This window comes from Micromonospora sp. SD12 (genome assembly GCF_052068495.1).
GTDB lineage: Bacteria > Actinomycetota > Actinomycetes > Mycobacteriales > Micromonosporaceae > Micromonospora > Micromonospora echinofusca.
In genome coordinates this window covers 367,854-391,931 of sequence record NZ_JBQHDF010000004.1, presented here as the reverse complement: position 1 = coordinate 391,931, position 24,078 = coordinate 367,854, and the positions used below count along the sequence as shown (strand labels likewise).

General features: G+C 74.9%; 24 protein-coding genes and 3 tRNA genes. 15 read left to right on the top strand and 12 right to left on the bottom strand.

Annotated features, from left to right (window positions below; genetic code table 11):
* Positions 1–75: 75 nt before the first annotated feature.
* Entirely contained in the window at positions 76–1,359 is a 1,284-nt protein-coding gene (locus ACTMS2_RS11685; protein WP_441175400.1) for a hypothetical protein, read from the bottom strand.
* A 238-nt stretch (positions 1,360–1,597) separates the two neighbouring features.
* Here ACTMS2_RS11685 and ACTMS2_RS11680 point away from each other — a divergent pair, with 238 nt between their 5' ends.
* From ACTMS2_RS11680 to ACTMS2_RS11665, 4 genes are all read left to right on the top strand, one after another.
* Positions 1,598–2,401: a fumarylacetoacetate hydrolase family protein gene (locus tag ACTMS2_RS11680; RefSeq protein WP_441175399.1), complete on the top strand. Its 804-nt coding sequence runs from the start codon at positions 1,598–1,600 to the stop codon at positions 2,399–2,401.
* 108 nt (positions 2,402–2,509) lie between these two features.
* A tRNA-Gln gene (locus ACTMS2_RS11675) sits at positions 2,510–2,581 on the top strand.
* Positions 2,582–2,715: 134 nt separating this feature from the next.
* Positions 2,716–2,788 (top strand) — tRNA-Glu (locus ACTMS2_RS11670).
* Positions 2,789–3,010: 222 nt separating this feature from the next.
* Positions 3,011–3,083: transfer RNA gene (locus ACTMS2_RS11665), tRNA-Glu, on the top strand.
* On the opposite strand, the gene ACTMS2_RS11660 is transcribed toward ACTMS2_RS11665, so the two are convergent.
* Together ACTMS2_RS11660 and ACTMS2_RS11655 are read right to left on the bottom strand one after the other, a co-directional pair.
* Positions 3,081–3,254 (bottom strand): hypothetical protein, encoded by a 174-nt coding sequence (locus ACTMS2_RS11660; RefSeq protein ID WP_441175398.1) that lies wholly within the window; start codon positions 3,252–3,254, stop codon positions 3,081–3,083. The two genes, ACTMS2_RS11665 and ACTMS2_RS11660, sit on opposite strands and share 3 nt — an antisense overlap.
* 52 nt (positions 3,255–3,306) lie before the next feature.
* Positions 3,307–3,993: an IclR family transcriptional regulator gene (locus ACTMS2_RS11655; RefSeq protein ID WP_013284529.1), complete on the bottom strand. Its 687-nt coding sequence runs from the start codon at positions 3,991–3,993 to the stop codon at positions 3,307–3,309.
* Positions 3,994–4,042: 49 nt separating this feature from the next.
* Here ACTMS2_RS11655 and leuC point away from each other — a divergent pair, with 49 nt between their 5' ends.
* The 4 genes from leuC (at position 4,043) to ACTMS2_RS11635 (ending at position 9,143) form a co-directional block, all read left to right on the top strand.
* Positions 4,043–5,491, top strand: coding sequence for a 3-isopropylmalate dehydratase large subunit (gene leuC, locus ACTMS2_RS11650; protein WP_441175397.1), 1,449 nt, complete (start codon positions 4,043–4,045; stop codon positions 5,489–5,491).
* Between the two features lie 12 nt (positions 5,492–5,503).
* Positions 5,504–6,091 (top strand): 3-isopropylmalate dehydratase small subunit, encoded by a 588-nt coding sequence (leuD, locus tag ACTMS2_RS11645; RefSeq protein WP_441175396.1) that lies wholly within the window; start codon positions 5,504–5,506, stop codon positions 6,089–6,091.
* Between the two features lie 172 nt (positions 6,092–6,263).
* Positions 6,264–6,950, top strand: a complete 687-nt coding sequence (locus ACTMS2_RS11640; RefSeq protein ID WP_441175395.1) for an HU family DNA-binding protein — start codon at positions 6,264–6,266, stop codon at positions 6,948–6,950.
* A 171-nt stretch (positions 6,951–7,121) separates the two neighbouring features.
* On the top strand, positions 7,122–9,143 hold the full coding sequence (locus ACTMS2_RS11635; RefSeq protein WP_441175394.1) for an endonuclease/exonuclease/phosphatase family protein: 2,022 nt from the start codon (positions 7,122–7,124) through the stop codon (positions 9,141–9,143).
* 105 nt (positions 9,144–9,248) lie between these two features.
* On the opposite strand, the gene ACTMS2_RS11630 is transcribed toward ACTMS2_RS11635, so the two are convergent.
* From ACTMS2_RS11630 to cofC, 4 genes are read right to left on the bottom strand one after another with little or no spacing between them, the layout of a single operon-like run.
* Positions 9,249–10,208: an NUDIX hydrolase gene (locus tag ACTMS2_RS11630; RefSeq protein WP_441175393.1), complete on the bottom strand. Its 960-nt coding sequence runs from the start codon at positions 10,206–10,208 to the stop codon at positions 9,249–9,251.
* 24 nt (positions 10,209–10,232) lie between these two features.
* A complete protein-coding gene (locus tag ACTMS2_RS11625; RefSeq protein WP_441175392.1) occupies positions 10,233–12,590 on the bottom strand; it encodes an RNA degradosome polyphosphate kinase in 2,358 nt (785 codons plus the stop codon).
* A 53-nt stretch (positions 12,591–12,643) separates the two neighbouring features.
* The gene (locus ACTMS2_RS11620; RefSeq protein ID WP_199184673.1) at positions 12,644–12,841 is read right to left on the bottom strand and encodes a cold-shock protein; all 198 of its coding nucleotides are present in this window, start codon (positions 12,839–12,841) and stop codon (positions 12,644–12,646) included.
* A gap of 21 nt (positions 12,842–12,862) precedes the next feature.
* Positions 12,863–13,498, bottom strand: a complete 636-nt coding sequence (gene cofC / locus ACTMS2_RS11615; RefSeq protein WP_441175391.1) for a 2-phospho-L-lactate guanylyltransferase — start codon at positions 13,496–13,498, stop codon at positions 12,863–12,865.
* A gap of 129 nt (positions 13,499–13,627) precedes the next feature.
* Here cofC and ACTMS2_RS11610 point away from each other — a divergent pair, with 129 nt between their 5' ends.
* The 5 genes from ACTMS2_RS11610 (at position 13,628) to ACTMS2_RS11590 (ending at position 18,508) form a co-directional block, all read left to right on the top strand.
* Positions 13,628–14,365 carry a lysophospholipid acyltransferase family protein gene (locus ACTMS2_RS11610; protein WP_441175390.1) on the top strand — a complete coding sequence of 246 codons (738 nt, stop codon included), beginning with the start codon at positions 13,628–13,630 and terminating at the stop codon, positions 14,363–14,365.
* Positions 14,362–15,360: an NAD(P)H-dependent glycerol-3-phosphate dehydrogenase gene (locus tag ACTMS2_RS11605; protein WP_441175389.1), complete on the top strand. Its 999-nt coding sequence runs from the start codon at positions 14,362–14,364 to the stop codon at positions 15,358–15,360. The genes ACTMS2_RS11610 and ACTMS2_RS11605 overlap by 4 nt, the downstream gene beginning before the upstream one ends.
* Before the next feature lie 5 nt (positions 15,361–15,365).
* A complete protein-coding gene (locus ACTMS2_RS11600; protein ID WP_441175388.1) occupies positions 15,366–16,478 on the top strand; it encodes a cystathionine gamma-lyase in 1,113 nt (370 codons plus the stop codon).
* 28 nt (positions 16,479–16,506) lie between these two features.
* Positions 16,507–17,298: a putative protein N(5)-glutamine methyltransferase gene (locus ACTMS2_RS11595; protein ID WP_441175387.1), complete on the top strand. Its 792-nt coding sequence runs from the start codon at positions 16,507–16,509 to the stop codon at positions 17,296–17,298.
* Positions 17,299–17,455: 157 nt separating this feature from the next.
* A complete protein-coding gene (locus tag ACTMS2_RS11590; protein WP_441175386.1) occupies positions 17,456–18,508 on the top strand; it encodes an ROK family protein in 1,053 nt (350 codons plus the stop codon).
* 182 nt (positions 18,509–18,690) lie between these two features.
* Here ACTMS2_RS11590 and ACTMS2_RS11585 read toward each other — a convergent pair whose 3' ends face one another.
* Together ACTMS2_RS11585 and ACTMS2_RS11580 are read right to left on the bottom strand one after the other, a co-directional pair.
* Positions 18,691–18,891, bottom strand: a complete 201-nt coding sequence (locus ACTMS2_RS11585) for a DUF397 domain-containing protein (protein ID WP_363621348.1) — start codon at positions 18,889–18,891, stop codon at positions 18,691–18,693.
* 4 nt (positions 18,892–18,895) lie between these two features.
* Positions 18,896–19,741 (bottom strand): helix-turn-helix domain-containing protein, encoded by an 846-nt coding sequence (locus ACTMS2_RS11580; protein WP_089001584.1) that lies wholly within the window; start codon positions 19,739–19,741, stop codon positions 18,896–18,898.
* A gap of 279 nt (positions 19,742–20,020) precedes the next feature.
* Between ACTMS2_RS11580 and ACTMS2_RS11575 the strand changes: the two genes are divergently transcribed.
* Complete coding sequence (locus tag ACTMS2_RS11575) at positions 20,021–20,239, top strand: hypothetical protein (protein WP_101414550.1); 219 nt, start codon at positions 20,021–20,023, stop codon at positions 20,237–20,239.
* 179 nt (positions 20,240–20,418) lie between these two features.
* Here ACTMS2_RS11575 and ACTMS2_RS11570 read toward each other — a convergent pair whose 3' ends face one another.
* A complete protein-coding gene (locus ACTMS2_RS11570; protein WP_441175385.1) occupies positions 20,419–21,675 on the bottom strand; it encodes an ATP-binding protein in 1,257 nt (418 codons plus the stop codon).
* A gap of 203 nt (positions 21,676–21,878) precedes the next feature.
* On the opposite strand from ACTMS2_RS11570, the gene ACTMS2_RS11565 reads away from it, so the two are divergent.
* The gene (locus ACTMS2_RS11565) at positions 21,879–22,985 is read left to right on the top strand and encodes a D-alanine--D-alanine ligase family protein (protein WP_441175384.1); all 1,107 of its coding nucleotides are present in this window, start codon (positions 21,879–21,881) and stop codon (positions 22,983–22,985) included.
* Positions 22,986–23,078: 93 nt separating this feature from the next.
* Here ACTMS2_RS11565 and ACTMS2_RS11560 read toward each other — a convergent pair whose 3' ends face one another.
* Together ACTMS2_RS11560 and ACTMS2_RS11555 are read right to left on the bottom strand one after the other, a co-directional pair.
* On the bottom strand, positions 23,079–23,723 hold the full coding sequence (locus ACTMS2_RS11560) for a DUF3515 family protein (protein ID WP_441175383.1): 645 nt from the start codon (positions 23,721–23,723) through the stop codon (positions 23,079–23,081).
* Positions 23,724–23,957, bottom strand: coding sequence for an Lrp/AsnC ligand binding domain-containing protein (locus ACTMS2_RS11555; protein ID WP_089001579.1), 234 nt, complete (start codon positions 23,955–23,957; stop codon positions 23,724–23,726).
* Positions 23,958–24,078 lie beyond the last annotated feature (121 nt).

Below are 24,078 nucleotides of genomic sequence, written 5' to 3'. Positions count from 1 at the left end.
GCCGCGTCGAGCACGGCGGTCGGGGCGAGGGGGGCGGTCACGGACCCCAGGGTACGACCGCCGCCCCGCGCCCGGTCAGGGCACGTCCACCCGGACCCCGGCGGAGAACACCCCGCTGCGCAGCTCCAACTGCTGCGGTGGCGCCTTCCCGTCGACGGTGAAGACCAGCGGCAGCACCGCCCGGCTACCGGCGGCCATCGGCTGGGCGAAGACGTCCCGGCCCTGGTTGGCCGCCCGGGTCGCCTGCTCGTCGGTGCTGACGAAGTTGCCGTCGGGCAGGTACGCCCGTTGCAACCGGCCGTGCCAGCTCTGCTGCTCGGGGGTGAGGTTGCGCACCCCGACCGTGGCCTGGCACTGCCGGGCCGCCGTGCCGGGCTCGCACGCCACCCGGTACACGGTGAACTCGAACGCCGACTCGCGCAGCGGCTCGCCCACCACCCCGTTGATCCCACGGCCGACCCACGCGCCGCTGGTCGGCTGGCTGTCGGGGTCGACGGAGGCGACCTTGCGGGTGGCCGTCCAGGCGGCGGTGCCCAGCGTGCCCGCGAGCACCACGGCGGCCACCGGGACGATCAACCAGACGGACGGCTTGCGGCGCAGCTGCTCCGGGCGCGGTGCGGCCGGGCGCGGGTAGACCGTCCCCGGCCCCTCGTCGGTCAGGGCCGCCGCGACCGGGCGCCGGCGTCGGCGCCACGTCCATGCCCCGCCCACCGCGAGCACCGCCACCGTGGCGAGCCCCGCCAGCAGCACCGGCGTCCGGCGCCACGGCGGCGCCTCGGTCCGCTCGGGCGCCGCGGCCGGCGCGGCCGCGCTCCAGGTCGCGGTCGCGCAGTCGTACGGCCGGCTGCCGTCGCGGGCGAACGCGCAGGCCGGCGCGGTCAGCGGCCGGGCCGGGGCGGCGGTGGTGAGCGCCGTGCCCAGGGTGGTGGTGCTGCGGGCGGGCAGCTTCAGCTGCCAGGTCACCTCGGTGGCCGACTGCCCGGCGCCGCGGGTGGCCCGGCCCCCGTCGGTGATGGCGGTCGCCGAGGCGCCGGGCGGCAGCTCCTGCCGGACCGTGGTGTCCACCGGCGTACCGCCGCTGTTGCGGACCTGGATGCGGTAGCGCGGCGCCGGCGTGTTCTCCGGCACCACCGCGACCGTGACCGGCGGTTTCGCCACCGGCGGGGCGGCCCGGGTCGGGGTGGGCACCGCCGGGGGCGCCGACGGCATCGCCGGCTCCGGCGTCGGTGCGACCACCGGTGGTGGTGGCGCGGCCGCCGCTGGTGGGGCCGCCGCGGGCAGTGCCGGCACGGCGGCGAGAATGCCGAGGCAGTGTACGAACACTGCGAGGGCCCTGTGGTGTCGTGTCGATGCAGGCATACGAACGAACCTCCGGAGCCGACGCTAGGGGCGCGGCGACGCCGGGCGGGTACGAAGTCGTGAACTCGGCCCGGCCGGGCGGCCGGCGGCGTATGGTGCACCGCCCGGCGTCCGGGGCAGGTGCTCCCGGCCTCCGGGTGCGCCGGTGGCCCGGGCCGTCAGGGTGTGCCGGTGCTCGGTCCGCGCGCCTCGTCGCGGCCTCGGCCGGGGCGCGGTTCGCCGGGGCTAGATTGGCCTGGTGCGTATCGCTCGTTTTGCTCATGCCAAGGGAATGTCGTTCGGGGTCGTCGAGGGCGAGCCGGAGGCGGGCCCGCAGGGTCTGACCGTCGCCGAGATCGAGGGCCACCCGTTCGGCCAGATCACCTTCAGCGGCGCCCGTTGGGCGCTGTCGGACGTCCGCCTGCTCTCGCCGATCCTGCCCAGCAAGGTCGTCTGCGTCGGCCGCAACTACGCCGAGCACGCCGCCGAGCACGGCAGCGAGGTGCCCAAGGAGCCGCTGCTCTTCCTCAAGCCGTCCACCTCCGTGATCGGCCCCCGGGACGCGATCCGGCTGCCGATCTTCTCGAAGCAGGTCGAGCACGAGGCCGAGCTGGCGGTGGTGATCGGCGCGCCGGGCGCCCGACGGGCCGACCGGGCCGCCGCGGAGCGGGCCATCTTCGGCTACACCTGCGCCAACGACGTCACCGCCCGGGACCTCCAGCGTTCCGACGGCCAGTGGACCCGGGCCAAGGGCTTCGACTCGTTCTGCCCGATCGGGCCGTGGATCACCACCGGGCTCGACGTCCGCGACGTGGAGATCCGCTGTGAGGTGGGTCGCAACCCGGAGGAGATGGAGGTCCGCCAGATCGGCCGGACCCGCGACATGGTCTTCGACGTGCCGGCGCTCGTGTCGTACGTCTCGCACGTGATGACGCTGCTCCCCGGCGACGTGGTGCTCACCGGCACGCCCGCCGGGGTTAGCCCGCTCCTGGACGGGGATACGGTCACCGTGCGGATCGAGGGGATCGGGGACCTGACCAACCCGGTGGTGCCCGTCGCCTGATCCGCGTCGAGGCCCTGTTTCCGCAGTTCAGGGGCGGTTTGGGGGGGCTCGATTTGGCCCGCTGGCGCCGGGAGGGTAAAGTTTGATCCCGGCACCGCAAGGGGCCAATGGGGTATGGGGTAATTGGCAGCCCGACTGATTCTGGTTCAGTTAGTCTAGGTTCGAGTCCTGGTACCCCAGCGCAGCCGAGGTTCGCGAGAGTCTCGGGCGCTGGATCTCGTAGGAGACGGCTCCGGTTCCCGACAGGGGATCGGGGTTCTCTCTGATAGAGTCCAGCGGCACCGCCCGACAGGGTGGTGCCGCGAGCAGGTTCTGGCCCCGTCGTCTAGCGGCCCAGGACGCCGCCCTCTCAAGGCGGTAGCGCCGGTTCGAATCCGGTCGGGGCTACATCTCGAACGGCCCGTTCCACTCCGGTGGGGCGGGCCGTTTCGCATGTCCCGCGCCCACGCCTCCACGATCTCCCGCGCCGGCGCCTCCCCGGGTGGCGCGACGGGGCGGGAGATCGCGCCGCTCCCGACCGGCCCGGCCGCCCCGATTTCCGTCTCCCGAGGGGACGCCGCTAGACTACAGCGGCACCGCTCGCAAGGGTGGTGGAAGCAGTGAAGTCTTGGCCCCGTCGTCTAGCGGCCCAGGACGCCGCCCTCTCAAGGCGGTAGCGCCGGTTCGAATCCGGTCGGGGCTACACCTCGAACGGCCCGTTCCACTCCGGTGGAACGGGCCGTTCGGCATTCCACCCCGCCCACCCCGCCCGGGGCTGCGCCCCCGGCCTGACCACGCCGCTGTCGGTCGTGTCGACCAAGAAGTTCGCGTCCGATCCGGCGTCGAACCCGGTCGCGAACTTCTTGATCGACACGCGGCCGACAGGGGCCGACGCGGGGCCGATGGGAGGGCGGGGCGGTGGGGGCTCAGAGGCCGGAGAGGCGTTGGCCGGCTCGGACCACGGCCATCGCGTGGCGTTCGCCGGGGCGGCGTCCGAGGCGCTCGATGGGGCCGGAGATGCTGATCGCGGCGATGACCCGACCGGTGCGGTCGCGGATCGGCGCCGAGACGCTCGCCACACCGGCCTCGCGTTCGGCGACGCTCTGCGCCCAGCCGCGACGGCGTACCTCGGCGAGGGTGCGGCCGGTGAACTTCGACCGGGGCAGCAGCGGCATCACCGCCTCGGGCGGCTCCCAGGCGAGCAGGATCTGCGCCGCCGAGCCGGCCGTCATCGGCAGCACCGAGCCGACCGGCACGGTGTCGCGCAGGCCGCTGGCCCGCTCGGCGGCGGCCACGCAGATGCGCTCGTCGGCGCGGCGCAGGTAGAGCTGGGCGCTTTCGCCCGTCGCGTCCCGCAGCGCCGCGAGCAGCGGCTCCGCCGCCGTCAGGAGCACGTCCGGCGCCGCGTTGGCGAGCTCACCCAGGCGCGGGCCGGGACGCCAGCGCCCCTGGGTGTCCCGGACCAGCATCCGGTGGATCTCCAGCGCCTGCGCCAGCCGGTGCGCGGTGGCCCGGGGCAGCTTGGTGCGTTCAACGAGTTCGGCCAGGCTGGCGCCGTCGACGCAGGCGGCCAGGATGACCACCGCCTTGTCGAGAACGCCGACACCGCTCATACTGTGTCCCACAAGCCGAAACTTACCTCCCAGAATTTAGGATGTCCAGATGGTGGGAGTCACTACTACCGAGCCGAGGACCCTGGCCGAGAAGGTCTGGGACGCGCACGTCGTACGGTCCGCCGAGGGCGAGCCCGATCTGCTCTTCATCGACCTGCACCTGCTGCACGAGGTGACGAGCCCGCAGGCCTTCGACGGGCTGCGCCTCGCCGGGCGCCGCGTGCGCCGCACCGACCTCACGCTCGCGACGGAGGACCACAACACCCCGACGGGGTACGCCGACCCGTCGTTCCGGCAGCGGCGCGGCGACCTGCTCACCATCGCCGACCCCACCTCGCGTACGCAGATCGAGACGCTGCGGCGCAACTGCGCCGAGTTCGGCGTGCGGCTGCACCCGCTGGGCGACGAGAACCAGGGCATCGTGCACGTCATCGGCCCGCAACTCGGTGTCACCCAGCCCGGCATGACCATCGTCTGCGGCGACTCGCACACGGCCACCCACGGCGCGTTCGGCGCGCTCGCGTTCGGCATCGGCACGAGTGAGGTCGAGCACGTGCTGGCCACCCAGACGCTGCCGCAGGCCCGGCCGAAGACGATGGCGGTGAACGTGACGGGGCGGCTCGCCCCGGGGGTCACCGCCAAGGACCTGATCCTCGCGCTGATCGCCCAGGTCGGCACGGGCGGCGGGCGCGGGCACATCGTCGAGTACCGCGGCGAGGCGATCCGGTCGCTGTCCATGGAGGGGCGGATGACGATCGCCAACATGTCCATCGAGTGGGGCGCCAAGGCCGGCATGATCGCGCCGGACGAGACCACCTTCGCGTACCTGAAGGGGCGGCCCAACGCGCCGAAGGGCGCCGACTGGGACGCGGCGGTCGAGTGGTGGCGGACCCTGCCCACGGACGAGGGCGCGACCTTCGACGCCGAGGTGACCCTGGACGCCGGCGCCGTCACCCCGTTCGTCACCTGGGGCACCAACCCCGGTCAGGGCGCGCCGCTGGGCGCGGTGGTGCCCACGCCGGAGGAGTTCGGCACCGAGGCCGAGCGGACGGCCGCCCGGCGCGCGCTGGAGTACATGGACCTGCGCCCCGGCACCCCGCTGCGGGACCTCGCGGTCGACGTGGTCTTCGTCGGCTCCTGCACCAACGGCCGGCTGGAGGACCTGCGGGCCGCCGCCGACGTGCTGCGCGGCAGCCGGGTCGCCGACGGGGTGCGCATGCTGGTCGTGCCCGGTTCCGCCGCCGTGCGCGAGGCGGCGGAGGCGGAGGGCCTGGACAAGGTCTTCACCGACGCAGGCGCCGAGTGGCGCTTCGCCGGCTGCTCCATGTGCCTGGGGATGAACCCCGACACGCTCTCGCCGGGCCAGCGCTCCGCCTCCACCTCCAACCGCAACTTCGAGGGCCGCCAGGGCCGGGGCGGACGCACCCACCTGGTCTCCCCGCCGGTCGCCGCCGCCACCGCCGTGGCGGGCCGGCTGGCCGCTCCCGCCGACCTGTAGAAGGGCACCCAGATGGAGAGGTTCACCACCCACACGGGCACCGCCGTGCCGCTGCGGCGGTCCAACGTGGACACCGATCAGATCATCCCCGCCGTGTACCTCAAGCGGGTGACCCGGACCGGTTTCGCGGACGGCTTGTTCAGCGCCTGGCGCGAGGACCCGGAATTCGTCCTCAACGATCACGCCCATTCGGGTGCGTCGATTCTTGTGGCCGGTCCGGAGTTCGGCACGGGCTCCTCCCGGGAGCACGCCGTCTGGGCGCTGCGCGACTGGGGCTTCCGCGCCGTGATCTCGCCCCGCTTCGGCGACATCTTCCGCGGCAACGCCCTCAAGGAGGGGCTGCTCCCGGTCGAGCTGGAATTGAAGACGGTCGAGGAGATCTGGGACCGGGTGGAGGCCGACCCGAGCACTCCGGTGACGGTCGACCTGACCGCCCGCGAGGTGCGTCTCGGGGATGCCACCTGGTCGTTCCCGATGGACGACTTCAGCCGCTGGCGGTTGCTGGAGGGCTTGGACGACATTGGACTCACCCTCCGCCACGAGGCGCAGATCAGTGCCTTCGAGGCCGCCCGGCCGCCGTTCCTGCCCTCGGTCGCATAGCCGTACGCCCGATCCCACAGCGGTTTCCGCCCCCACCGGTCTCGCCGGTGGGGGCGAATCCGTTACGACACAAGGGCTTTTTTCGACCGAATGTTTGTGTCCCGGCAGCACAGGGCATACGGTGCGCGCAGAATGGCTCGCGTCGAGTCAGTTGCACAATCGGGAGGAAGTCGTGAACAAGGCCGAGCTCATCGAGGCGCTCGCCGTTCGCCTGGGGGACCGGAAGACGGCGACGGCCGCGCTCGACGCGGTCCTCGCTGAGGTCCAGGCGGCGGTCACCAAGGGCGAGAAGGTGGCGATCACCGGATTCGGAGCGTTCGAAAAGCGTGTCCGGGGTGCCCGAACAGCGCGCAACCCGCGTACCGGCGAGGCGGTGAAGGTCAAGAAGACATCCGTCCCGACCTTCCGTCCCGGCGCCGGGTTCAAGGAGATGGTGGCCAGCGGCAAGGTGCCGAAGGCCACGGCGGCGGCGAAGAAGACCACGGCGGCCGCCGCCAAGACCACGACCGCCGCCAAGAGCACGGCGGCGGCCAAGACGACGGGGGCCAAGGCCACCGGGGCGAAGGCCACCGGAGCCAAGGCGACCGGGGCGAAGGCCACCGGGACCAAGGCGGCGGGCGCGAAGGCGACCGGGGCCAAGGCGACCACGGCGGCCAAGAAGGCCCCCGCGGCGAAGGCGACCAAGACCACCGCGGCGAAGAAGACCGCGACCACCAAGGCCGCCCCGGCGAAGAAGACCACCGCGGCGACGAAGGCCACGGCGGCGAAGAAGACCGCCACGACGGCGAGCAAGAGCGCGGCGGCCAAGAAGACCGCCGCGAAGAAGGCCCCGGCCAAGAAGGCCGCGACCAAGCGCTGAGCCCAGCGGTACGGCAAGGGCGTCCACCGGCCGGTGGACGCCCTTCGTCGTGTCCGCCCCCGACGCGTCGACGGCTTCGGCGGCACCGTCGTACTGCGGCACCGTTGACCGGGACCGTGCCCCGCCCGCAGAATCGCCGCACCCCTTCCGGTCGGCGAAAGGCAGCCCCCGGTGCGCTACCGCCATTTCCCCACCGTCACCCTCGCCCTCGGCGTCGTGCTCCTGGTCGACGTCCTGCGCGTCTTCCTGCCAGCGGTCATCACCATCTTCGGGCAGGCCGCCTCGACCCCCGCCGAACTGCTGGGGGCCTTCGCGTTCGGCTGGTTCCTGCTGGCCCTGGCCGCGCCCGCGCTGATCCGCCGGGTCGGCGCCCGCCCCGTCACGCTCGCCGCCGCGCTGCTGCTGGTCGTGGCCCGCCTCGCCGTCAACGGCCAGCCGGGCGGGCCACTCCAGCTCTGGCTCGCCACGGCCGGGCTGCTCGCCGGGCTGGTCTGGCTCGCCGGCGCCGCCGCCACCACCGACCGCCCCGTCCCCGGGCTGGCCCTCGGGCTGGCGGTCGGCGCCCTGCTGCACACGGCGCTGGACACGTACCGCTCGGCGTTCTTCGGGGACTGGCCGGCGTGGCTCGCCGCCGTCGCGGTCGCCGGCCTCTTCCTGGCCGGGCAGGCGCGGCCCGCGTCGGCAGCCGGCCCGGGCGGCGTACGGAGCTGGCTGCTGGCCGGGCCGGCGCTGCTGCTCGCCGGCATGGTGGCGCTCTCCCCGGCGGTCGCCCGGACGGCGACGTCGTACCAGTTCGGGCTCCTGCGCTCGGACCCCGCCGACGCGGTGGGGGTGGCCACGGTGCCGCTGTTCGGCGTCGCCCCGCTCGCCGTGGCGGTCGGCGGTTTCCTGCTCGCCGCGCTGGCGTCGCCCCGGCAGGGGGCCTGGCGGTGGCTCGGGCCGGTGGCGCTGGTCGCCGGGGCCGTCCTCGTCGCCCTCGAACGCGGGGAACTGCTGCTGCCGGCCGTCCTGCTCAGTGCCGTCGGCCTCGGCGCGTGCCTGGCGTCGGCCGGCGCGGCCGACGGCGGGACCCGGGGCGGCACCGACGCCACCGGCGCCCCGGGGCCCGACGGCGGCGGGCAGGACCCGGTCCAGGACGGCGGCGGGCAGGACCCGGCGCGGGCGGCCGGGCGGCGCGGGTACGCGGCCGTCGCCGGGATGCTCGTCTTCGCCGTCGCGGCGGTGGCCTACTACGCCGCGTACGACCTCGGCCACCCCAACGCGGGGGTGCCGGTGACGGTGGCGGTGCTGGTCGCCGCCGTCGCGCTGGCGACCCGGCCCGCCCCTTCGCGTGACCCCGCCCGGGCGGGTGGCGGGCCCGGTCGTCCGGCCCCGGGCCCGCTCCGCCCGTCGCTGCCGCCGGTGTGGACGGCCGCCTCGGCCGCCGTACTGACGCTGCTGGCGGCGGTGGCCAGCGACGAGCTGCTGTCCGCCAGCAACCGGGACGGGCCGCCGGAGACGGTGCGGGTGGTGGCGTACAACGTCCGGATGGGGTTCGGCATCCACGGCCGCTTCGACCCGGACGCGCTGGCGCGCGCCGCCGCGGGGGCCGACGTCGTGGCACTCAGCGAGGTGGACCGGGGCTGGCTGCTCAACGGCGGGCACGACACGCTCGACCTGCTGGCCGAGCGGCTGGACATGCCGTACGTCTTCGCGCCGGCCGCCGATCCGCTCTGGGGCGACGCCGTGCTGAGCCGGTGGCCCCTGGACGCGGCGCGGACCCGGCCGCTGCCGGCGGTCGGCGCGCCCACCGGGGCGCAGGCGCTCGGGATCACGGTCGACTTCAGCGAGGACGTCCGCCTCGCGGTGGTCGCCACCCACCTGCAACCGCCGCCCGGCGAGGATCCGGTGGTCCAGGCCCGGGCGGTCGCCGACTTCGCCGTGCGGTACGCGGCCGGCCGGCCCCTGGTGGTCGCCGGCGACCTGAACACCGAGCCGGGCGACCCGGCGTTCGCGGAGTTCACCCGGGCGGGTCTGGTCGACGCGCTGGCCGCCGCCCGTCCCCTGCCGACCAGCCCGGCCGACGCCCCGCGCCAGCAGATCGACCACGTCTTCGTCACTCCCGACCTGACGGCCGGCGAGGCGGCGGCCCCGCCCGGGACGGCCAGCGACCACCTGCCGGTCGCGGTGACCCTGACCCTGCCCCGGGGCTGACCCGCCCGCACGCGCCCGCGTCCGTGCCGTCCCGGGGCGGACCGGCCGGGTGACCCGCCTCCGCGTCGTCCCCGTCGGAGGCGGTCGAGGGCGGCCTGATCCGCGTCAGAGGCGGTCGAGGGCGAGCAGCCGGTCGCCCGCGAAGGCGAGCAGCCAGCCGTCGCCCTTCGGCGTGGTGAGGTCGTCCGACCGCCCGCTGAGGCGGGCCAGGGCGCCCGGGATCACCTTGCCCTGGCTGCACACCCCGGCGGGCTCCCCGGTGGCCGCCAGCGCGGCCAGGCGGGCGGCGGCGGCCAGCGTGCACTCGTCGGGGTGCTGGCCGGGGCGCGGCTCGTCCAGGTCGCCGTCGACCTCGATCGGCAGGTCGAGCAGCGCCGCCGCCGGGTCGAGGGTCTGTACGCAGCGGCGGGCCGACGCCGACAGCAGGCGTACCGGGCGGGACAGCGCCACCAGCGGGGCGAGCGCGTGGGCCTGCGCCCAGCCCTGCGCGTCGAGCGGCCGGGCGGTGTCGGGGCCGGACCAGGTGGCCCGCTTGCCGGCGTGGGCGTGCCGGACCAGCGTCACCGTCCCGGTGACCGTCGGCAGGGCCGCGAACGCGGCCAGCACCTCGGCGTCGTGCGGGTAGCTGACCAGCCGGACCGCCTCGTCGACGTCCAGCCAACGCACGTCGTCGACCTCGGTGGCGGGCTGGAAGCCGCCGGTGGCCGCCGCCCGCATCGACCAGTAGTCGACCACCTTCGGGCGGCCCTCGCTGCGGTAGCGCACGGTCGGCAGCCGCACCTGCGGCACCGCCCGGACGTCGGCCTCCTCGGCCACCTCCCGGACGGCGGCGAGCAGCGGATGCTCGCCGCGTTCCAGCTTGCCCTTGGGCAGCGACCAGTCGCCGTAGCGGGGCCGGTGCACCAGGCAGACCAACACCCCGCCGCGCGCGCGCCCGTCGGCCGGCCCGGGGTCGTCGGCGGGACGCCACACGACACCGCCCGCCGCCCGGATCGGCGGCCCCGCGTCGCCGCCCGCGGTCGGCCAGCTCCGACCGGGGCCGGCCGCGTCCCGCTCATCCAGCATCTGGTCAGCCTATGCGCGTACGGGTCAGCCCGCCGTGCCACCGACACGACGCAGCAACAACTCCTGGAGGTGGACCCGCGGCTCGTCGGCCGTGCCGGTACGCCGGCTCCAGGTGCCGTCCGGCGCCAGCTCGAAGGCGTCCACGTCCGGGCTCATCGCGGCGGTCAGCACGTGGTCCAGCTCGGCGCGGGCGACCGGGTCGCTCACCCGCACCAGCGCCTCGACCCGGCGGTCCAGGTTGCGGTGCATCAGGTCGGCCGAGCCCATCCAGAACTCGGCGTCGCCGTCGTTGCCGAACCGGAAGATCCGGGAGTGCTCCAGGAACCGGCCCAGGATCGAGCGGACCCGGATGTTCTCCGACAGGCCGGGCACCCCCGGGCGCAGCGTGCACATGCCCCGGATCACCAGGTCGACGTGGACGCCGGCGCGGGAGGCCCGGTAGAGCGCGTCGGTGATCTCCTCGTCGACCAGCGAGTTCACCTTGATCTGCACGAGCCCGGGCATGCCCAGCCGGACGTGCGCGATCTCCCGCTCGATGCGCTCGATGAGCCCGCTGCGGATGCCCTGCGGCGCCACCAGCAGCCGCCGGTACGCGGTCTGCCGGCTGTAGCCGGTCAGCACGTTGAACAGGTCGGTCAGGTCGGCGCCGATCTCCGGGTCGGCGGTGAGCATGCCGAAGTCCTCGTAGAGCCGGGCGGTCTTCGGGTGGTAGTTGCCGGTGCCGATGTGGCAGTAGCGGCGGATCTGGTTGCCCTCCTGACGTACGACCAGGGCGGTCTTGCAGTGTGTCTTGAGCCCGACCAGGCCGTAGACGACGTGACAGCCGGCGCGCTCCAGCGTGCGCGCCCAGCCGATGTTGGCCACCTCGTCGAAGCGCGCCTTCAGCTCGACGAGCACCACCACCTGCTTGCCGGCGGCCGCCGCGTCGACGAGCGCGTCCACGATGGGGGAGTCGCCGCTGGTGCGGTAGAGGGTCTGCTTGATGGCAAGCACGTCCGGATCCGCGGCGGCCTGCTCGATGAAGCGCTGCACGCTGGTGGCGAACGAGTGGTACGGGTGGTGGACCAGGATGTCCCCGTCGCGCAGGGTCGCGAAGACGCTGCGGGGCACCTCGCCCTCGGTGAGCCGGGGGTGGGTGGCCGGCACGAACGGCCGGTCCTTCAGGTCCGGCCGGTCCGCCTCGTTGTAGAGCTGCCAGAGCGCGGAGAGGTCGAGCAGGCCGGGCACCCGCAGCACCTCCTGGTCGTGCATGTCCAGCTCGCGGACGAGCAGTTCCAGCACGTGCTCGGAGACCGAGGTGGCCACCTCCAGCCGCACGGGCGGGCCGAACCGGCGCCGGGCCAGCTCCCGCTCCAGCGCCTGGAGCAGGTCCTCGTCGCGGTCCTCGTCGACCTCCACCTCGGCGTTGCGGGTGACCCGGAACAGGTGGCACTCGACCACCTGCATGCCGGAGAAGAGCTGCCCCAGGTGCACCGAGATCAGGTCCTCCACCGGCAGCATCCGCAGGCCCGGCAGGTCACGGTGCACCCGGACGAAGCGGGGCACGTTGTTCGGCACCTTGACCCGGGCGAAGAACTCCGAGCCGCCGTCGGGGTCGCGGACCGCCACCGCGAGGTTGAGCGACCGCCCCGAGATGTACGGGAAGGGGTGCGCCGGGTCCACCGCCAACGGGGTCAGCACCGGGAAGATCTGCTCCCGGAAGTACGCGCGCAGCCGCTCCCGTTCGGGGTCGTCCAGGTCGGCCCAGCGCAGGATCCGGATGTCCTCGGCGGCCAGCTTCGGCAGCACGTCGTCGGTGAAGCAGGCCGAGTGCCGGGCCACCAGCGTCGCGGCCTTGCCGGCGACCAGCTCCAACTGGGTACGCAGCGGCATCCGGTCGCCGCCGCGTACCGGCAGGCCGGCCTGGAGCCGGCGCTTGAGCCCCGCGACCCGCACCATGTAGAACTCGTCGAGGTTGCTGGCGAAGATCGCCAGGAACTTGGCCCGCTCCAGCAGCGGTGTGCGCGGGTCCTCGGCGAGCGCCAGCACCCGGGCGTTGAAGTCGAGCCAGGAGAGCTCCCGGTTGAGGAAGCGGTCCTCCGGCAGCGGCTCCGGCGGGGGCGGCCCGTCGACGAGGTCGGGCGTCGGCGCCTCGGCGGGCGGCGCCGCGTCCAGCACCTCCTCCAGCCCGGCGGAGGCGGCCGCGCCGCCGGTACCGGCGGCGTCGGCCGTGCCGGTCGCGGCGGGCGTTTCCCCCGGGGTCGCGGCGGGCGCCTCCGCCGGGGTGGCGGCGGCCGGGTCGGCGTGGAACCGGCCGTCGGCGCCGCGGGACCGGGCGCCGTTGCGGGGTGCGGCGGGGTCGGTGTGCGGGCGGTTGGCGGAGGGCTTGCGAGGGGTGCTCACCCGCCCATAATCACCCGGATGCGGTTAACGCAAAATGAACTTCGGCCAGCCGCTCAGGCCATCGTCGGCAATGTCACCCGGACCACCTCACCGGCGGCGTCGGTCTCGACGCGCAACCGCTGACCGAGGCGGAGCAGCCGCAGCCCGGAGGCGTCGAACGCCCGGGCCGGGAAGGCCAGCTCGGTGCCGTCGTCGAGGAGCAGCGTCCCGCTGCGGGTCGCCGCGTCGTAGGTGGCCACCGTGCCCTGCATGCCCCGCACGCTACACGCCCCTCAGGCCGCGCAGCCGGCGGCGGCCAGGGCGGCCGTACGGGGCCCCAGCCCGAGCCGGGCCGCCGCGGCCAGGTCGTCGGCGGTGTCCACGTCCCGGCGCAGGCTCGGCCAGTCCCCGGTGAGGGCGAGCGCCCCGCTCGCGGCGTGCGCGGCGGCCGAGCCGACCCCGAAGCGGGGATCCAGGGCCACGCCCGGCGGCGCGGCCAGCAGCACGGTGCCCCGGCCGGGGGCGTCGGCCACGAACCGGCGTACGCCCCGGGGCGCCGCCTGCGCCGCCCGCAGCGCCGCCGCCAGCTCGGCCGGGCGCAGCGCGGGCAGGTCGGCGGTCAGCCCGGCCACCCAGCCGCCGCCCGCGGCCGACGCGCCGTGCCGGAAGGCGGCGTTCAGCCCGGCGTCGGGGGCGTCGGGCAGCGCGCGGGCGCCCGCCCGGCGGGCGGCCTCGGCCACGCGGGCGTCGTCGGTGACGACGAGGACCCCGGCGACCGCCGGGCAGGCCCGCACCGCGGCGACCGTGTCGGCGGCCAGGGCCAGCGCCAACTCCTCGTGCGGTACGGCCGGCAGCGCCCCCCGCAGCCGGCTCTTCGCGGCGGCGAGGCGCTTCACCGGGACCACCACGGTCCACCTCGGCTGACTCACACCGCCATCCTGCCAGCCACACGGCGGTACCCTCTCTGGCCGGACCCGGGTCGAGCAGGCATGATTTCCGCTGCGGGGCGTCACCGGGTGCGGATCCGGTGCGGGGCGGGGCGGCACGAGGAGGCGCGGGTGGCACGGCCGAGGCTGGGGTTCTGGCAATGGTTCGCCGTGGTGCTGGTCAAACCGGTGATGACCGTCTGGACCCGGCGCACCTGGCGCGGCATGGAGCACCTGCGCGGCGACGGCGGTGTGATCATCGTGCCGAACCACATCTCGCACGCCGACCCGCTCGTCGCGGCCCACTTCGTCTACGACTCCGGCCGTTGGCCGCAGTTCCTCGGCAAGGCCAGCGTGTTCCGGGTCCCGGTGATCGGCTGGATCCTGCACCGGTGCCGGCAGATCCCGGTCGAGCGCAACACCGTGGAGGCGGTGCGGTCGCTGGACCACCTCGTCGCCGCGCTCGACCAGGGCGGCGCCGTGGTGATCTACCCGGAGGGCACCATCACCCGCGATCCGGAGCTGTGGCCGATGAAGGGCAAGACCGGTGCCGCCCGGCTCGCGCTCGCCACCGGGGCGCCGGTGGTCCCGCTCGTCATGTGGGGCCCGGAGCGGATGTTCGACCCGCGCCGGTCCCGACTGGACCCGCGCCCCCGGATCCCGGTGACCGTGGTCGCCGGGCCCCCCGTCGACCTGGGCCGGTGGGCCGGGTCGACTCCGACGAAGGCCGTCCTCGAGGAGATGACCGACACCATCATGCTGCGCCTTCGTGACATGCTCACCGAGATCCGGGGCGGCACCCCGCCCCCACTGTGGGAACGCCCGGCCCGTCCCGCCGGCGAGCGGCGGCGGCCGGGGGCGGCGGCGTGAGCGGGCACGTCGCGGTCCTGGGGGCCGGCTCGTGGGGCACCGCGTTCGCCAAGATCCTGGCCGACGCCGGCCGGGACGTCACCGTCTGGGCCCGCCGCCAGGCGGTCGCCGACACGATCCGGGCCGAGCGGCGCAACCCGGAGTACCTGCCGGACGTGCTGCTGCCGTCGCGGGTCACGGCGACGGGCGACGCCGCCGAGGCGATCACCGGCGCCGAGCAGGTGGTGCTGGCGGTGCCGTCGCAGACGCTGCGCGGCAACCTGGCCGAGTGGACCGCGCACCTGCATCCGGACGCCACCCTGGTGTCGCTGATGAAGGGCATCGAGCTGGGCACCACCAGGCGGATGAGCGAGGTGATCGTGGAGACCGCCGGAGTCGCCGCCGACCGCGTGGTGGTGGTCTCCGGCCCCAACCTGGCCCCGGAGATCGCCGCCGAGCAGCCCGCCGCCACCGTGGTCGCCTGCACCGACGCCGACCGGGCCACGCTGGTGCAGCGCTCGATCACCACGCCCTACTTCCGCCCGTACACCAACGACGACGTCATCGGCTGCGAGCTGGGCGGCGCGGTGAAGAACGTGATCGCCCTGGCGTACGGCATCGCCGTGGCGATGGGCTTCGGCGACAACACCCGGGCCATGCTGGTCACCCGGGGACTGGCCGAGACGGCCCGGCTCGGCGTCGCCCTGGGCGCCGACCCGCTCACCTTCGCCGGCCTGGCCGGGATGGGAGACCTCGTCGCCTCCTGCTCGTCGCCGATGGCCCGCAACCGCACCTTCGGCGAGCACCTCGGCCGGGGCGCGACCCTGGAGGAGGCCCGCATCGCGACCCGGCAGACCGCCGAGGGCGTCAAGAGCGCGCTGGCCCTGCGCGACCTGGCCCGCGCGCACGCGGTGGAGATGCCGATCACCGAGCAGGTCGAGCTGGTCTGCCACGAGGGCATGGACCCGCGACTCGCCGTCGAGGCCCTGATGAGCCGCACCACCAAGCCGGAGTGAGGGACATGACCGAAGACCGGGACGGCACCCGCTGCGTCCGCGCCGGCCTGCCCGAGCCGGCCCCCGGCCAGCCGTTCCTGCCCGGGCCGGTGTTCGCCGCGCCGTACCACCTGGACCCGTGGGCGGGGCCGGCGGCGGCGCCCGACGGCTACGGCCGGCCGGACAACCCCACCCGGCGGCTGCTGGAGGCGGCGGTCGGGGAGCTGGAGGGCGGCGACTGCCGGGTCTTCGCCAGCGGGCAGGCCGCGATCACCGGGCTGCTGTTGACGGTGCTGCGGCCGGGCGACACCGTGGTGCTGCCGTCGGACGGCTACTTCTCCGTCCGGGCCTTCGCCGCCGACACGCTGGAGGGCATCGGCGTACGGGTGCTCCTCGCCCCGACCGCCGGCCCGCACCCGGCGTTCGACGGCGTACGCCTGGTGCTGCTGGAGACCCCGGCCAACCCGGGCCTGGACGTCGCGGACGTGGCGGCGCTGGCCGCCCGGGCGCGCGCCGCCGGCGCCCTGGTCGCGGTCGACAACACCACGGCCACGCCGCTCGGGCAGCGTCCGCTGGACCTGGGCGCCGACGTCGTGGTGGCCTCCGGGACGAAGGCCCTGACGGGGCACTCCGACCTGCTGATCGGCTACGTGGCGACGCGCTCGGCCGAGCTGCGCGACGCGGTCACCGCCTGGCGGAACGCCACCGGGGCGGTGCCCGGCGCGTTCGACGCCTGGCTCGCCCACCGGTCGCTGGCCACCCTGGATCTGCGGCTCGCCCGGCAGACCGCCAACGCGCGGGCCCTCGCCGAGCTGCTCGCGGGGCGCGACGACGTGACCGGCGTGCGCTGGCCGGGGCTGCCCGGCGATCCGGCCCACCCGGTGGCGTCGGTCCAGATGCGACGGATTCCCGGGGTGCTCTGCTTCGACCTCGGCGACGCCGGGCGGGTGGCGCGGTTCCTCGACGCGGCCCGGCTCGTGGCCGCCGCCACCTCCTTCGGCGGCCTGCACACCACGGCGGACCGGCGGGCCCAGTGGGGCGACGACACCCCGCCCGGCTTCGTCCGGCTCTCCTGCGGCGTCGAGGATCCCGCCGACCTGGTCGCCGACGTGGCCGCCGCGCTGGACGCCAGCCGCTGACACCCCGCGCCGGGCCCGGAGGTCCTCCATGACCGTCTTCTCCTTCCGCCCCGACCGGCCCGCCCTCGTGCACCGGCTGCGCGCCGCGGGCTGCGTCTACGCCGAGGACGAGGCGGAGCTGCTGATCGCCGCCGCCGACTCGGCCGAGGCGCTGGCCGACCTGGTCGAGCGCCGGGTCGCCGGGCTGCCGCTGGAGCACGTGCTCGGCTGGGCCGAGTTCTGCGGCGAACGGATCGCCGTCGACCCCGGCGTGTTCGTGCCGCGTGCGCGTACCGCCCTGCTGGTCGACGCCGCCGTCGCGGTGACCGGGCCGGCGGCGGCCGTCGTGGACCTGTGCTGCGGTTCCGGCGCCACCACCGTGGCCCTGGCCCGCCGGCTCGCGCCGCGCTGGCTGGCCGCCGCCGACGTGGACCCCGCCGCCGTGGCGTGCGCCCGGCGCAACCTCGCCCCGTTGGCCGTCCCGGTCTTCGAGGGCGACCTGTACGACCCGCTGCCGGTGCGCTGGCGGGGCCGGCTGGACCTGGTGCTGGCCAACGCCCCGTACGTGCCGACGGGGGCGGTGGCGCTGATGCCGCCGGAGGCGCGGCTGCACGAGGCGCCGGTGGCCCTCGACGGCGGGCCGGACGGGCTGGCGGTGCTGCGTCGCGTGGCCGAGGGCGCGGCGCGCTGGCTGGCCCCGGGCGGGCACCTGGTGGTGGAGGCGGGGGAGACCCAGGTGGACGCGCTGCGCGCGGCGCTGACCGCCGTGGGCCTGCACCCCACCGTGCTCCGCGACGACGAGCGGGACGCCATCGCCGTCACGGCCCGCCGCCCGGGCTGACCCGCGGCCCGTCGCGGGCGGGCACCCGGCCGGCCGGCGTGCCCGCGTCGTGGCGCTGTCGAGCTGCCCCGTCGATGGGACCGCCCGGCGCTGCCTGGCGGGGCCGGGGGCGGGGCACTAGCCTCACGTCAGGCGTGGCGGCGGGAGGCGGGTTGTCGTGGGCGGTGCGGACGTGCCGGTGGTCGTCGGGCTGGACAACGGGGGCACCAGCAACAACGCCACCGTGCTCACCCTGGACGGTCGCTTCCTGGTGGACGGCCTGGTGGAGAACCCGAGCGAGGTACGCGCCGGCCCGGCGGCGGCGATCGAGGCGCTGGCCCGCGCGTTCGACGGGGTGCTGGCGCTGACCGGGGTGCCCCGCGCGGCGGTGCGCGCGGTCGGGCTGGACACGCCCGGGCCGGCGAGCGCCACCGGGGTGATCTCCTCCCGGGGGTCGACCAACTTCTCCCAGCCCGCCTGGCGCGGCTACGACGTGCGGACCGCGTTGGAGCGGCGGCTCGGCCTGCCGGTGCTCTACCACAACGACGGCAACGCCGCCGCGCTCTACGCCCACCACACGTACTTCGGCGCGGAGGCGATGCGCCGCTCGTCCGTGTCGGCCATCGTCGGCACGGGACTGGGCGGGGGCGTGGTCGAGGCGGGCCGGGTGGTCGCCGGCGCGGCGGGGATGGCCGGCGAACTGGGGCACGTGCACATCCCGCTGACCGGGCTGCTCGCACCGGACCAGCCGGTGCCCACGTGCGCCTGCGGCTTCGCGGGGGACGCGGAGAGCGTGGCGTCGCTGACCGCGATCGGGCGGAACCTGCTGCCGTACTGGCTGGGTCGCTTTCCCGACCACCCGCTGACCGGCGAGGCGCCGGAGCGGGCGGCCAAGCTGCTCCGTGGCTACGCCGAGCGCGGCGACGCGCTCGCCCGGGAGGTGTTCACCCAGCAGGCGATGGCGCTGGGCCGGCTCTTCACCGTGGCGGCCAACTTCACCGATCCGCACGCGTACTTCGTCGGTGGCGGGGTGGTGGAGGCTGCCCCCGACTTCCGGGACTGGTTCCTCGCGACGGTGCGGGAGCACACGGTGCTCCGGGAGGAGCAGGCCGCGTCGGCGACCTTCGCCCTGGTGCCCGAGCGGGACATGGCCGGCGCCCGGGGCGTGGCCATCGCGGCGCTGGAGGCGCTGCGGGCGGGTCCCGCGCCCCGCCCGGTCGTCGCGGGCTGACCCGCCCGCCTCCCCGTCGGGCGGGCGCGCTCCGGTGGCCCGGCGGTTCGGCCGGCCGGTCGTCGCGCGGGGCCGAACCCCGCCGGGCGACGGCCCCACCGGCTCCCATCGGTGGGACCGTCGCCGGCGAGGCACCGGCGCGACGTGGTCAGCGGGCGCGCCGGCGCCTTCCGGAGGAGGGGTCAGTGCCGGGGCGGCGCCCCGGCGAAGGCGGCCCACGCGGCCGGCGGGAAGAGCAGGGCGGGGCCGCCGGGGTCCTTGGAGTCGCGGACGGCGACCGTTCCCGGGAGCACCGCCATCTCCACGCACGCCCCCTCGTCGCCGCTGCGGCTGCTCTTGCGCCACCGCGCCACGGCCAGCGCCGCGCTGATCGTCGGTGTCATGGTCCTACCGTCCCTTCAACAGTTGGAGGAGCTGGTCGCGACTGGCCGCCGGGCTGAGCGCGACGGTCCGCAGGTGCTCCATGATCTTGGTGCAGGTACGCAGGTCGCCCGGCCGGTCGAGGACCATCTGCCCGGCCACCGTCTCCACCGAGGCGATGATCGGGTCCTCCGGGTCCGCGAACTCCAGGATGTGCAGCGAGCCCCGGGTGCCCCGGTGGTAGCCGGCGGCGAGCGGGATCACCTGGACGGTGATGTTGGGCAGCTCGCCCATCTTGACCAGGTGGTGCAGCTGTGCCTCCATCACCGACCGGTCGCCGACGGGTCGCAGCAGCGCGCCCTCGTCGATGATCGCGTCCAGGATCGGCGGCTGGTCGCTGGTCAGCCGCTGCTGCCGGTCCAGCCGGAACTGGACCCGCTGCTCCACCTCGTCGTCGCCGAGGGTGTGCGGACCGCCCCGCATCACGCCCCGGATGTAGTCGGCGGTCTGCAACAGCCCCGGCACCACCGACGGCTCGAAGTTGGCGATGCCGGTCGCCTCGGCCTCGAGCGCGATGAAGTCGATGGTGCGCCGGTCCAGCAGGTACGAGTACGACACCCACCAGCCGGGCTTGCGCGCGTCCTTGGCGAGCTGAACAGCGGCGGCGACCTCGTCCGCGCCGACGCCGTAGAGGGTGAGCAGGGCGCGCACGGTGGCCGGGCTGACCAGCGTCTGTGCGTTCTCGTAGCGGGACAGGGTGCTGCGGGTGCTGCTGATCTCGTCCGCCGCCGCCTCCAGCGTGAGGCCGGCGGCTTCCCGGTGGGTACGCAGCGCGATGCCCAGTCGCCGGGCACGGGCGGTCTTGGGAGCCATGCATCGATCGTCGCACATCTTTCCGGGAAGGTGTAGATGAGAGAACGCCGATGAGAGTTGCATTCATGGCTGTATACATGTCAGTCTGTCATCGCGTCCTCACCGCCGGTTGTCGTGGCGACGGTGGTGGTGAGTGACCGGAGGGGATGGGGCGCGCGGCGATCGGGTTTCTCCCCCGTACCCGATCGCCGCGTGCCACGCCCCGTGGCCCGCTCGCCGGAAGGGATTCGACGTGCGTACTGCTCGACAGACCCGCGCCGACCGCGCCGGCGGGCTCCGATGACGCGGTTCCTGGTGGTGCTCACCGACGTACGGCCGACCGAGAGCGCCGGCCGCGACGAACGCAACTGCCCCGAGCGGCGCCGTCAGGTGGTCGGGGCGAGCAGCCGGGAGGCGGCCGACCGGATCGCGGGCGCGTTCATGGCGCTCGGCATGGTGCGGGCCGGCCGGCAGCGGGTCAAGGTGATCGCCATCGGCCGGCGGCACGCGCGCGGCTGACGCCGCCCGCGGTGCGGTCGACGGAGACGGCCCCGCCGGGCGGAACATCATCCGGCAGGCGGCCCGGCCCGGCGGGAGGCGCGGCCCGGCGCCCCGCCGGGCCGTCCGGCGTCAGGCGGCGGTCCCGTCAGGCGGCGGTCCTGTCAGGCGGCGGTCCCGTTTGGGAGCCGCAGGGAGCGTCACAGCATCCTGCGCCGCTTCAGGTAGGCCACCAGATCGTCGTAGACGCCCCCCTCGTTGGCGAACATCGCCACGTTGCGGGCGGTGGCCATCCACGGCTTCGTCGACGGCCGGACCTCCCTGACCGCCCGCTCCAGGTCCCGGTGCTCGATCATCCGCACCTCGCCGGTGCGTACCGAGTCGGCCATCGCGAACTCGGCGGCCGTCTCGCAGAGGTGGGCCAGGTCGGCGCCCGAGTAGTCCTCGGTGGCCGCGACGATCTTCCGCAGGTCGATCCCCGCGATCGGCCGCTCCCGCAGGTGGTACTCCAGGATGGACCGGCGCGCCTCGGCGTCGGGCGGCAGCACCAGCACCACCCGGTCGAGCCGCCCGGGCCGGCGCAGCGCCGGATCGACATCCCAGGGGGTGTTGGTGGCTGCCAGCACGAAGACCCCCTCGTTGCTGCCCTCCATCCCGTCCAGCTCCGCCAGCAGCTGGTTGCCCAGCGTCCGCATCGAGCTGGAGCCGACCTGCGAACGCTTGTGCCCCAGCGCGTCGACCTCGTCGAGGAAGAGCACGCACGGCGCGTTGCGGCGGGCCGCCTGGAACAGCTCGTGCAGGTTGCGCTCCGAGTTGCCCATCCACATGTCCAGCACGTCCACGATGGACAGGGAGATGAACTTCGCGCCCATCTCCCCAGCGACCGCCCGGGCCAGGAACGTCTTGCCGCAGCCGGGCGGGCCGTAGAGCATCAGGCCGCCCCGCAGGCTCTTGCCGTACATCCTGCGCAGCTCCGGGTTGCGCAGCGGGCCGAGGAAGGCCAGCTCCAGACGCTCCTTGACCGCAGCCATGCCGCCCACGTCGGCCAGCCGGATGCCGGAGGACTCCACGTCGTACACCCGGTCGGCGTCGCCCGCCACCGGCTCCGGCTCGTCGCCGGCGCGGGCGAAGCGCGGCGGCACCACGTCGGCCAGCTCCTGCTCGTAGGCCGCGAGGGGATCGTGGTCGGCGGTCGCGGCGGCGCCGCCGGGCCCGTCCGGCGCCGCGCGCCGCGCCGCCGGGGGCGGCGGTACGGGGCCCGCCAGCGCCCGCTGCATCAACGCCTGCGCCTCGGCGCTGCCCGGATCCCGGGCGAGCGCCTGCCCGACCTGTGCGATCGCCTCCCCGGCCCGGCCGGCGTCGAGCAGCAGCGCGGCGAGGTGCAGCCGCAGCGGCAGGTCGTCGGGGCGGGCGTCCAGCGCCGCCGACAGGGACTCGATGAGGGGATCAGCGCTCATAGGACGTGCAGCGTAGTGGGCGCCCGGCGCCGTCACCGCCCCGCATCGCCGGGTGCGTGGTAACGCTACGTATATCCTTTGTTGACCGAATGCCGCCACGGCTCGGCTCTCCCCGGGTATCGGCATCCGGCGCCCGCCACGCACAGTAAGGTCAACCGGGTGAGCGCCACGACCGGAGCAGTCGCGTACGAAGAGGTGACGCAGTGACCACCCCAGGCAGGACCCGCGTGGCGATCGTGTTCGGCGGCCGCAGCCCGGAGCACGGCATCTCCTGCGTCAGCGCCGGCAGCGTCCTCGGCGCCCTCGACCCGGACGAGTTCGAGGTGGTGCCGGTGGGCATCACCCGGGCCGGCCAGTGGGTGCTGACCAGCGGCGACCCCGGACAGTTGGCGATCGACGCGCGCCGGCTGCCGGAGATCACCGCCGACTCCGGCACCGACATCGTGCTGCGCGCCGACCCGACCGGCAACGGGCTCATGGTGCTCGACCCCACCGAGGGGCCCCGGGCGCTCGCCGACGTCGACGTGGTCTTCCCGGTGCTGCACGGCGCGTACGGCGAGGACGGCACCATCCAGGGCATGCTGGAGATGGCCGGCATCCCGTACGTCGGGGCGAACGTCTTCGCCTCCGCCGCCGCCATGGACAAGGAGTTCACCAAGAAGCTCTGCGCCGCCGAGGGCATCCCCGTCGGCCCGTACGCCGTGCTGCGCAACGGGATGACGCTGAGCGAGGCGGACAAGGAGCGGCTCGGCCTGCCGGTCTTCGTGAAGCCGTCGCGGGCCGGTTCGTCGTTCGGCATCAGCAAGGTCGACGACTGGGCCGACCTCGACGCGGCGGTCGCCACCGCCCGGCAGATCGACCCGAAGGTGCTCATCGAGGGGGCGATCGTCGGCCGCGAGATCGAGTGCGGCGTGCTGGAGGGCGAGGCCGGCGGGGCGCCGGAGGCGTCCGTGCTCGCCGAGGTCCGGGTGGTCGGGGACTACGACTTCTACGACTTCGAGGCGAAGTACATCGACTCCGAGTCCGCCTGCGAGTACGACATCCCCGCCGGCCTGCCGGAGCGGGTGACCCGCCAGGTCCGCGAGTACGCCGTCCGCGCCTTCACCGCGCTCGACTGCGCCGGGCTGGCCCGGGTCGACTTCTTCGTCACCCCCGACCTGGACGTCTACCTCAACGAGATCAACACGATGCCGGGCTTCACGCCGACGTCGATGTTCCCCCGGATGTGGGCGGCCTCCGGCCTGGAGTACCCGAAGCTGGTCCACCGCCTCATCCGCACCGCCCTGCACCGCGGCGTGGGCCTGCACTGACAGCGGCAGCGAAAAGGGCCCGTTCCCGCACGGCGCGGGGAACGGGCCCTTTTCCGCAGTGCCCCCGGGGCACGGTGGGCCGGGGAGCGTCGGTCAGTTCCGGCAGCCGCTCGGGGCGTCGCCGCCGGAGGGTACCGAGGCCACGATGGTGTCGGAGACGGGCGCGACCCACTGCAACGCCTGCCCGTAGGAGCGCGGCACGCGGACCGTGACGGCGGTCTCCCGGTCCAGGGTGGTGAGCACGGTGGCGTCGGACTGCTCGGTGGCGTACCAGCAGACCTTGTTGACCGTCCAGACGTCGTCCGTGTCGCCGACGGCCGGCTCCGTGCCGCCGCAGGCGACGGTGAGCGCCGGATCGCCGTACGCGGCGTTCTGCTCCGGGCCGGCGGTGACGGGGCGCTGCGGCAGGTCGTTGACCGTGGCCGGCAGTTGGGAGAGCAGGGCCCGGCAGACCGTGGCGGGGCGCTCGGCCAGCGCCGGCGCGGCCATCTCGACCGGGGCGGTGGAGCGCGGGCCGACACTCGTGGCGGTCGCGCTCGGCGTGGCGGCCGGCTCGGCCCGCTCGTCGGGGGAGAGTTGGGTGAACGCGAGCGCGCCCACCAGCACGGTGACCGGCAGCGCGATCAGCGTCGCGATCAGCGCGGCGCCCCGGGTCGTCCGGTCGCGGGCCGGCCGGTCGGGGGCCACCTCGTCCGGCTGGTCGGAATCGGTCACGGGAGAGTCAGTGATCTTGTCCACTTACAGGCGCACCACCGAACACGTGAGGGTGCGGGTGATGCCGGGCACCATCTGCACCTTGCTGACGATGAGTTTGCCGAGTTCGTCGACGGTGTTCGCCTCGGTGAGCACGACCACGTCGTACGGCCCGGTGACGGCGTCGACGCGTACCACGCCGGCAAGGTCAGAGATGAGACCGGCCACGTCGCGCGCGCGGCCGACCTCCGTCTGGATGAGGATGTACGCCTGTACCACGACTCGACCTCCGTCCGTCGCCGCCTGCGGGGCGGCCCGAAGGGAGAAAGTACCTTACGGACCAGGTCTGATCCCTATCGGTGGTCGAGGAGAAGCGGTGAGCGAGCGCGGCGGAGGGCCG

Coding starts and splice junctions, on each gene's coding strand:
- ACTMS2_RS11630 (WP_441175393.1), bottom strand. CDS start 10,208: ATGCTGGATGAGCGGGACGCGGCCGGCCCCGGTCGGAGCTGGCCGACC.
- ACTMS2_RS11685 (WP_441175400.1), bottom strand. CDS start 1,359: ATGCCTGCATCGACACGACACCACAGGGCCCTCGCAGTGTTCGTACAC.
- leuD (WP_441175396.1), top strand. CDS start 5,504: ATGGAGAGGTTCACCACCCACACGGGCACCGCCGTGCCGCTGCGGCGG.
- leuC (WP_441175397.1), top strand. CDS start 4,043: ATGGTGGGAGTCACTACTACCGAGCCGAGGACCCTGGCCGAGAAGGTC.
- ACTMS2_RS11600 (WP_441175388.1), top strand. CDS start 15,366: ATGACCGAAGACCGGGACGGCACCCGCTGCGTCCGCGCCGGCCTGCCC.
- ACTMS2_RS11585 (WP_363621348.1), bottom strand. CDS start 18,891: ATGACACCGACGATCAGCGCGGCGCTGGCCGTGGCGCGGTGGCGCAAG.
- ACTMS2_RS11655 (WP_013284529.1), bottom strand. CDS start 3,993: ATGAGCGGTGTCGGCGTTCTCGACAAGGCGGTGGTCATCCTGGCCGCC.
- ACTMS2_RS11575 (WP_101414550.1), top strand. CDS start 20,021: ATGACGCGGTTCCTGGTGGTGCTCACCGACGTACGGCCGACCGAGAGC.
- ACTMS2_RS11580 (WP_089001584.1), bottom strand. CDS start 19,741: ATGGCTCCCAAGACCGCCCGTGCCCGGCGACTGGGCATCGCGCTGCGT.
- ACTMS2_RS11620 (WP_199184673.1), bottom strand. CDS start 12,841: ATGCAGGGCACGGTGGCCACCTACGACGCGGCGACCCGCAGCGGGACG.
- ACTMS2_RS11595 (WP_441175387.1), top strand. CDS start 16,507: ATGACCGTCTTCTCCTTCCGCCCCGACCGGCCCGCCCTCGTGCACCGG.
- ACTMS2_RS11570 (WP_441175385.1), bottom strand. CDS start 21,675: ATGAGCGCTGATCCCCTCATCGAGTCCCTGTCGGCGGCGCTGGACGCC.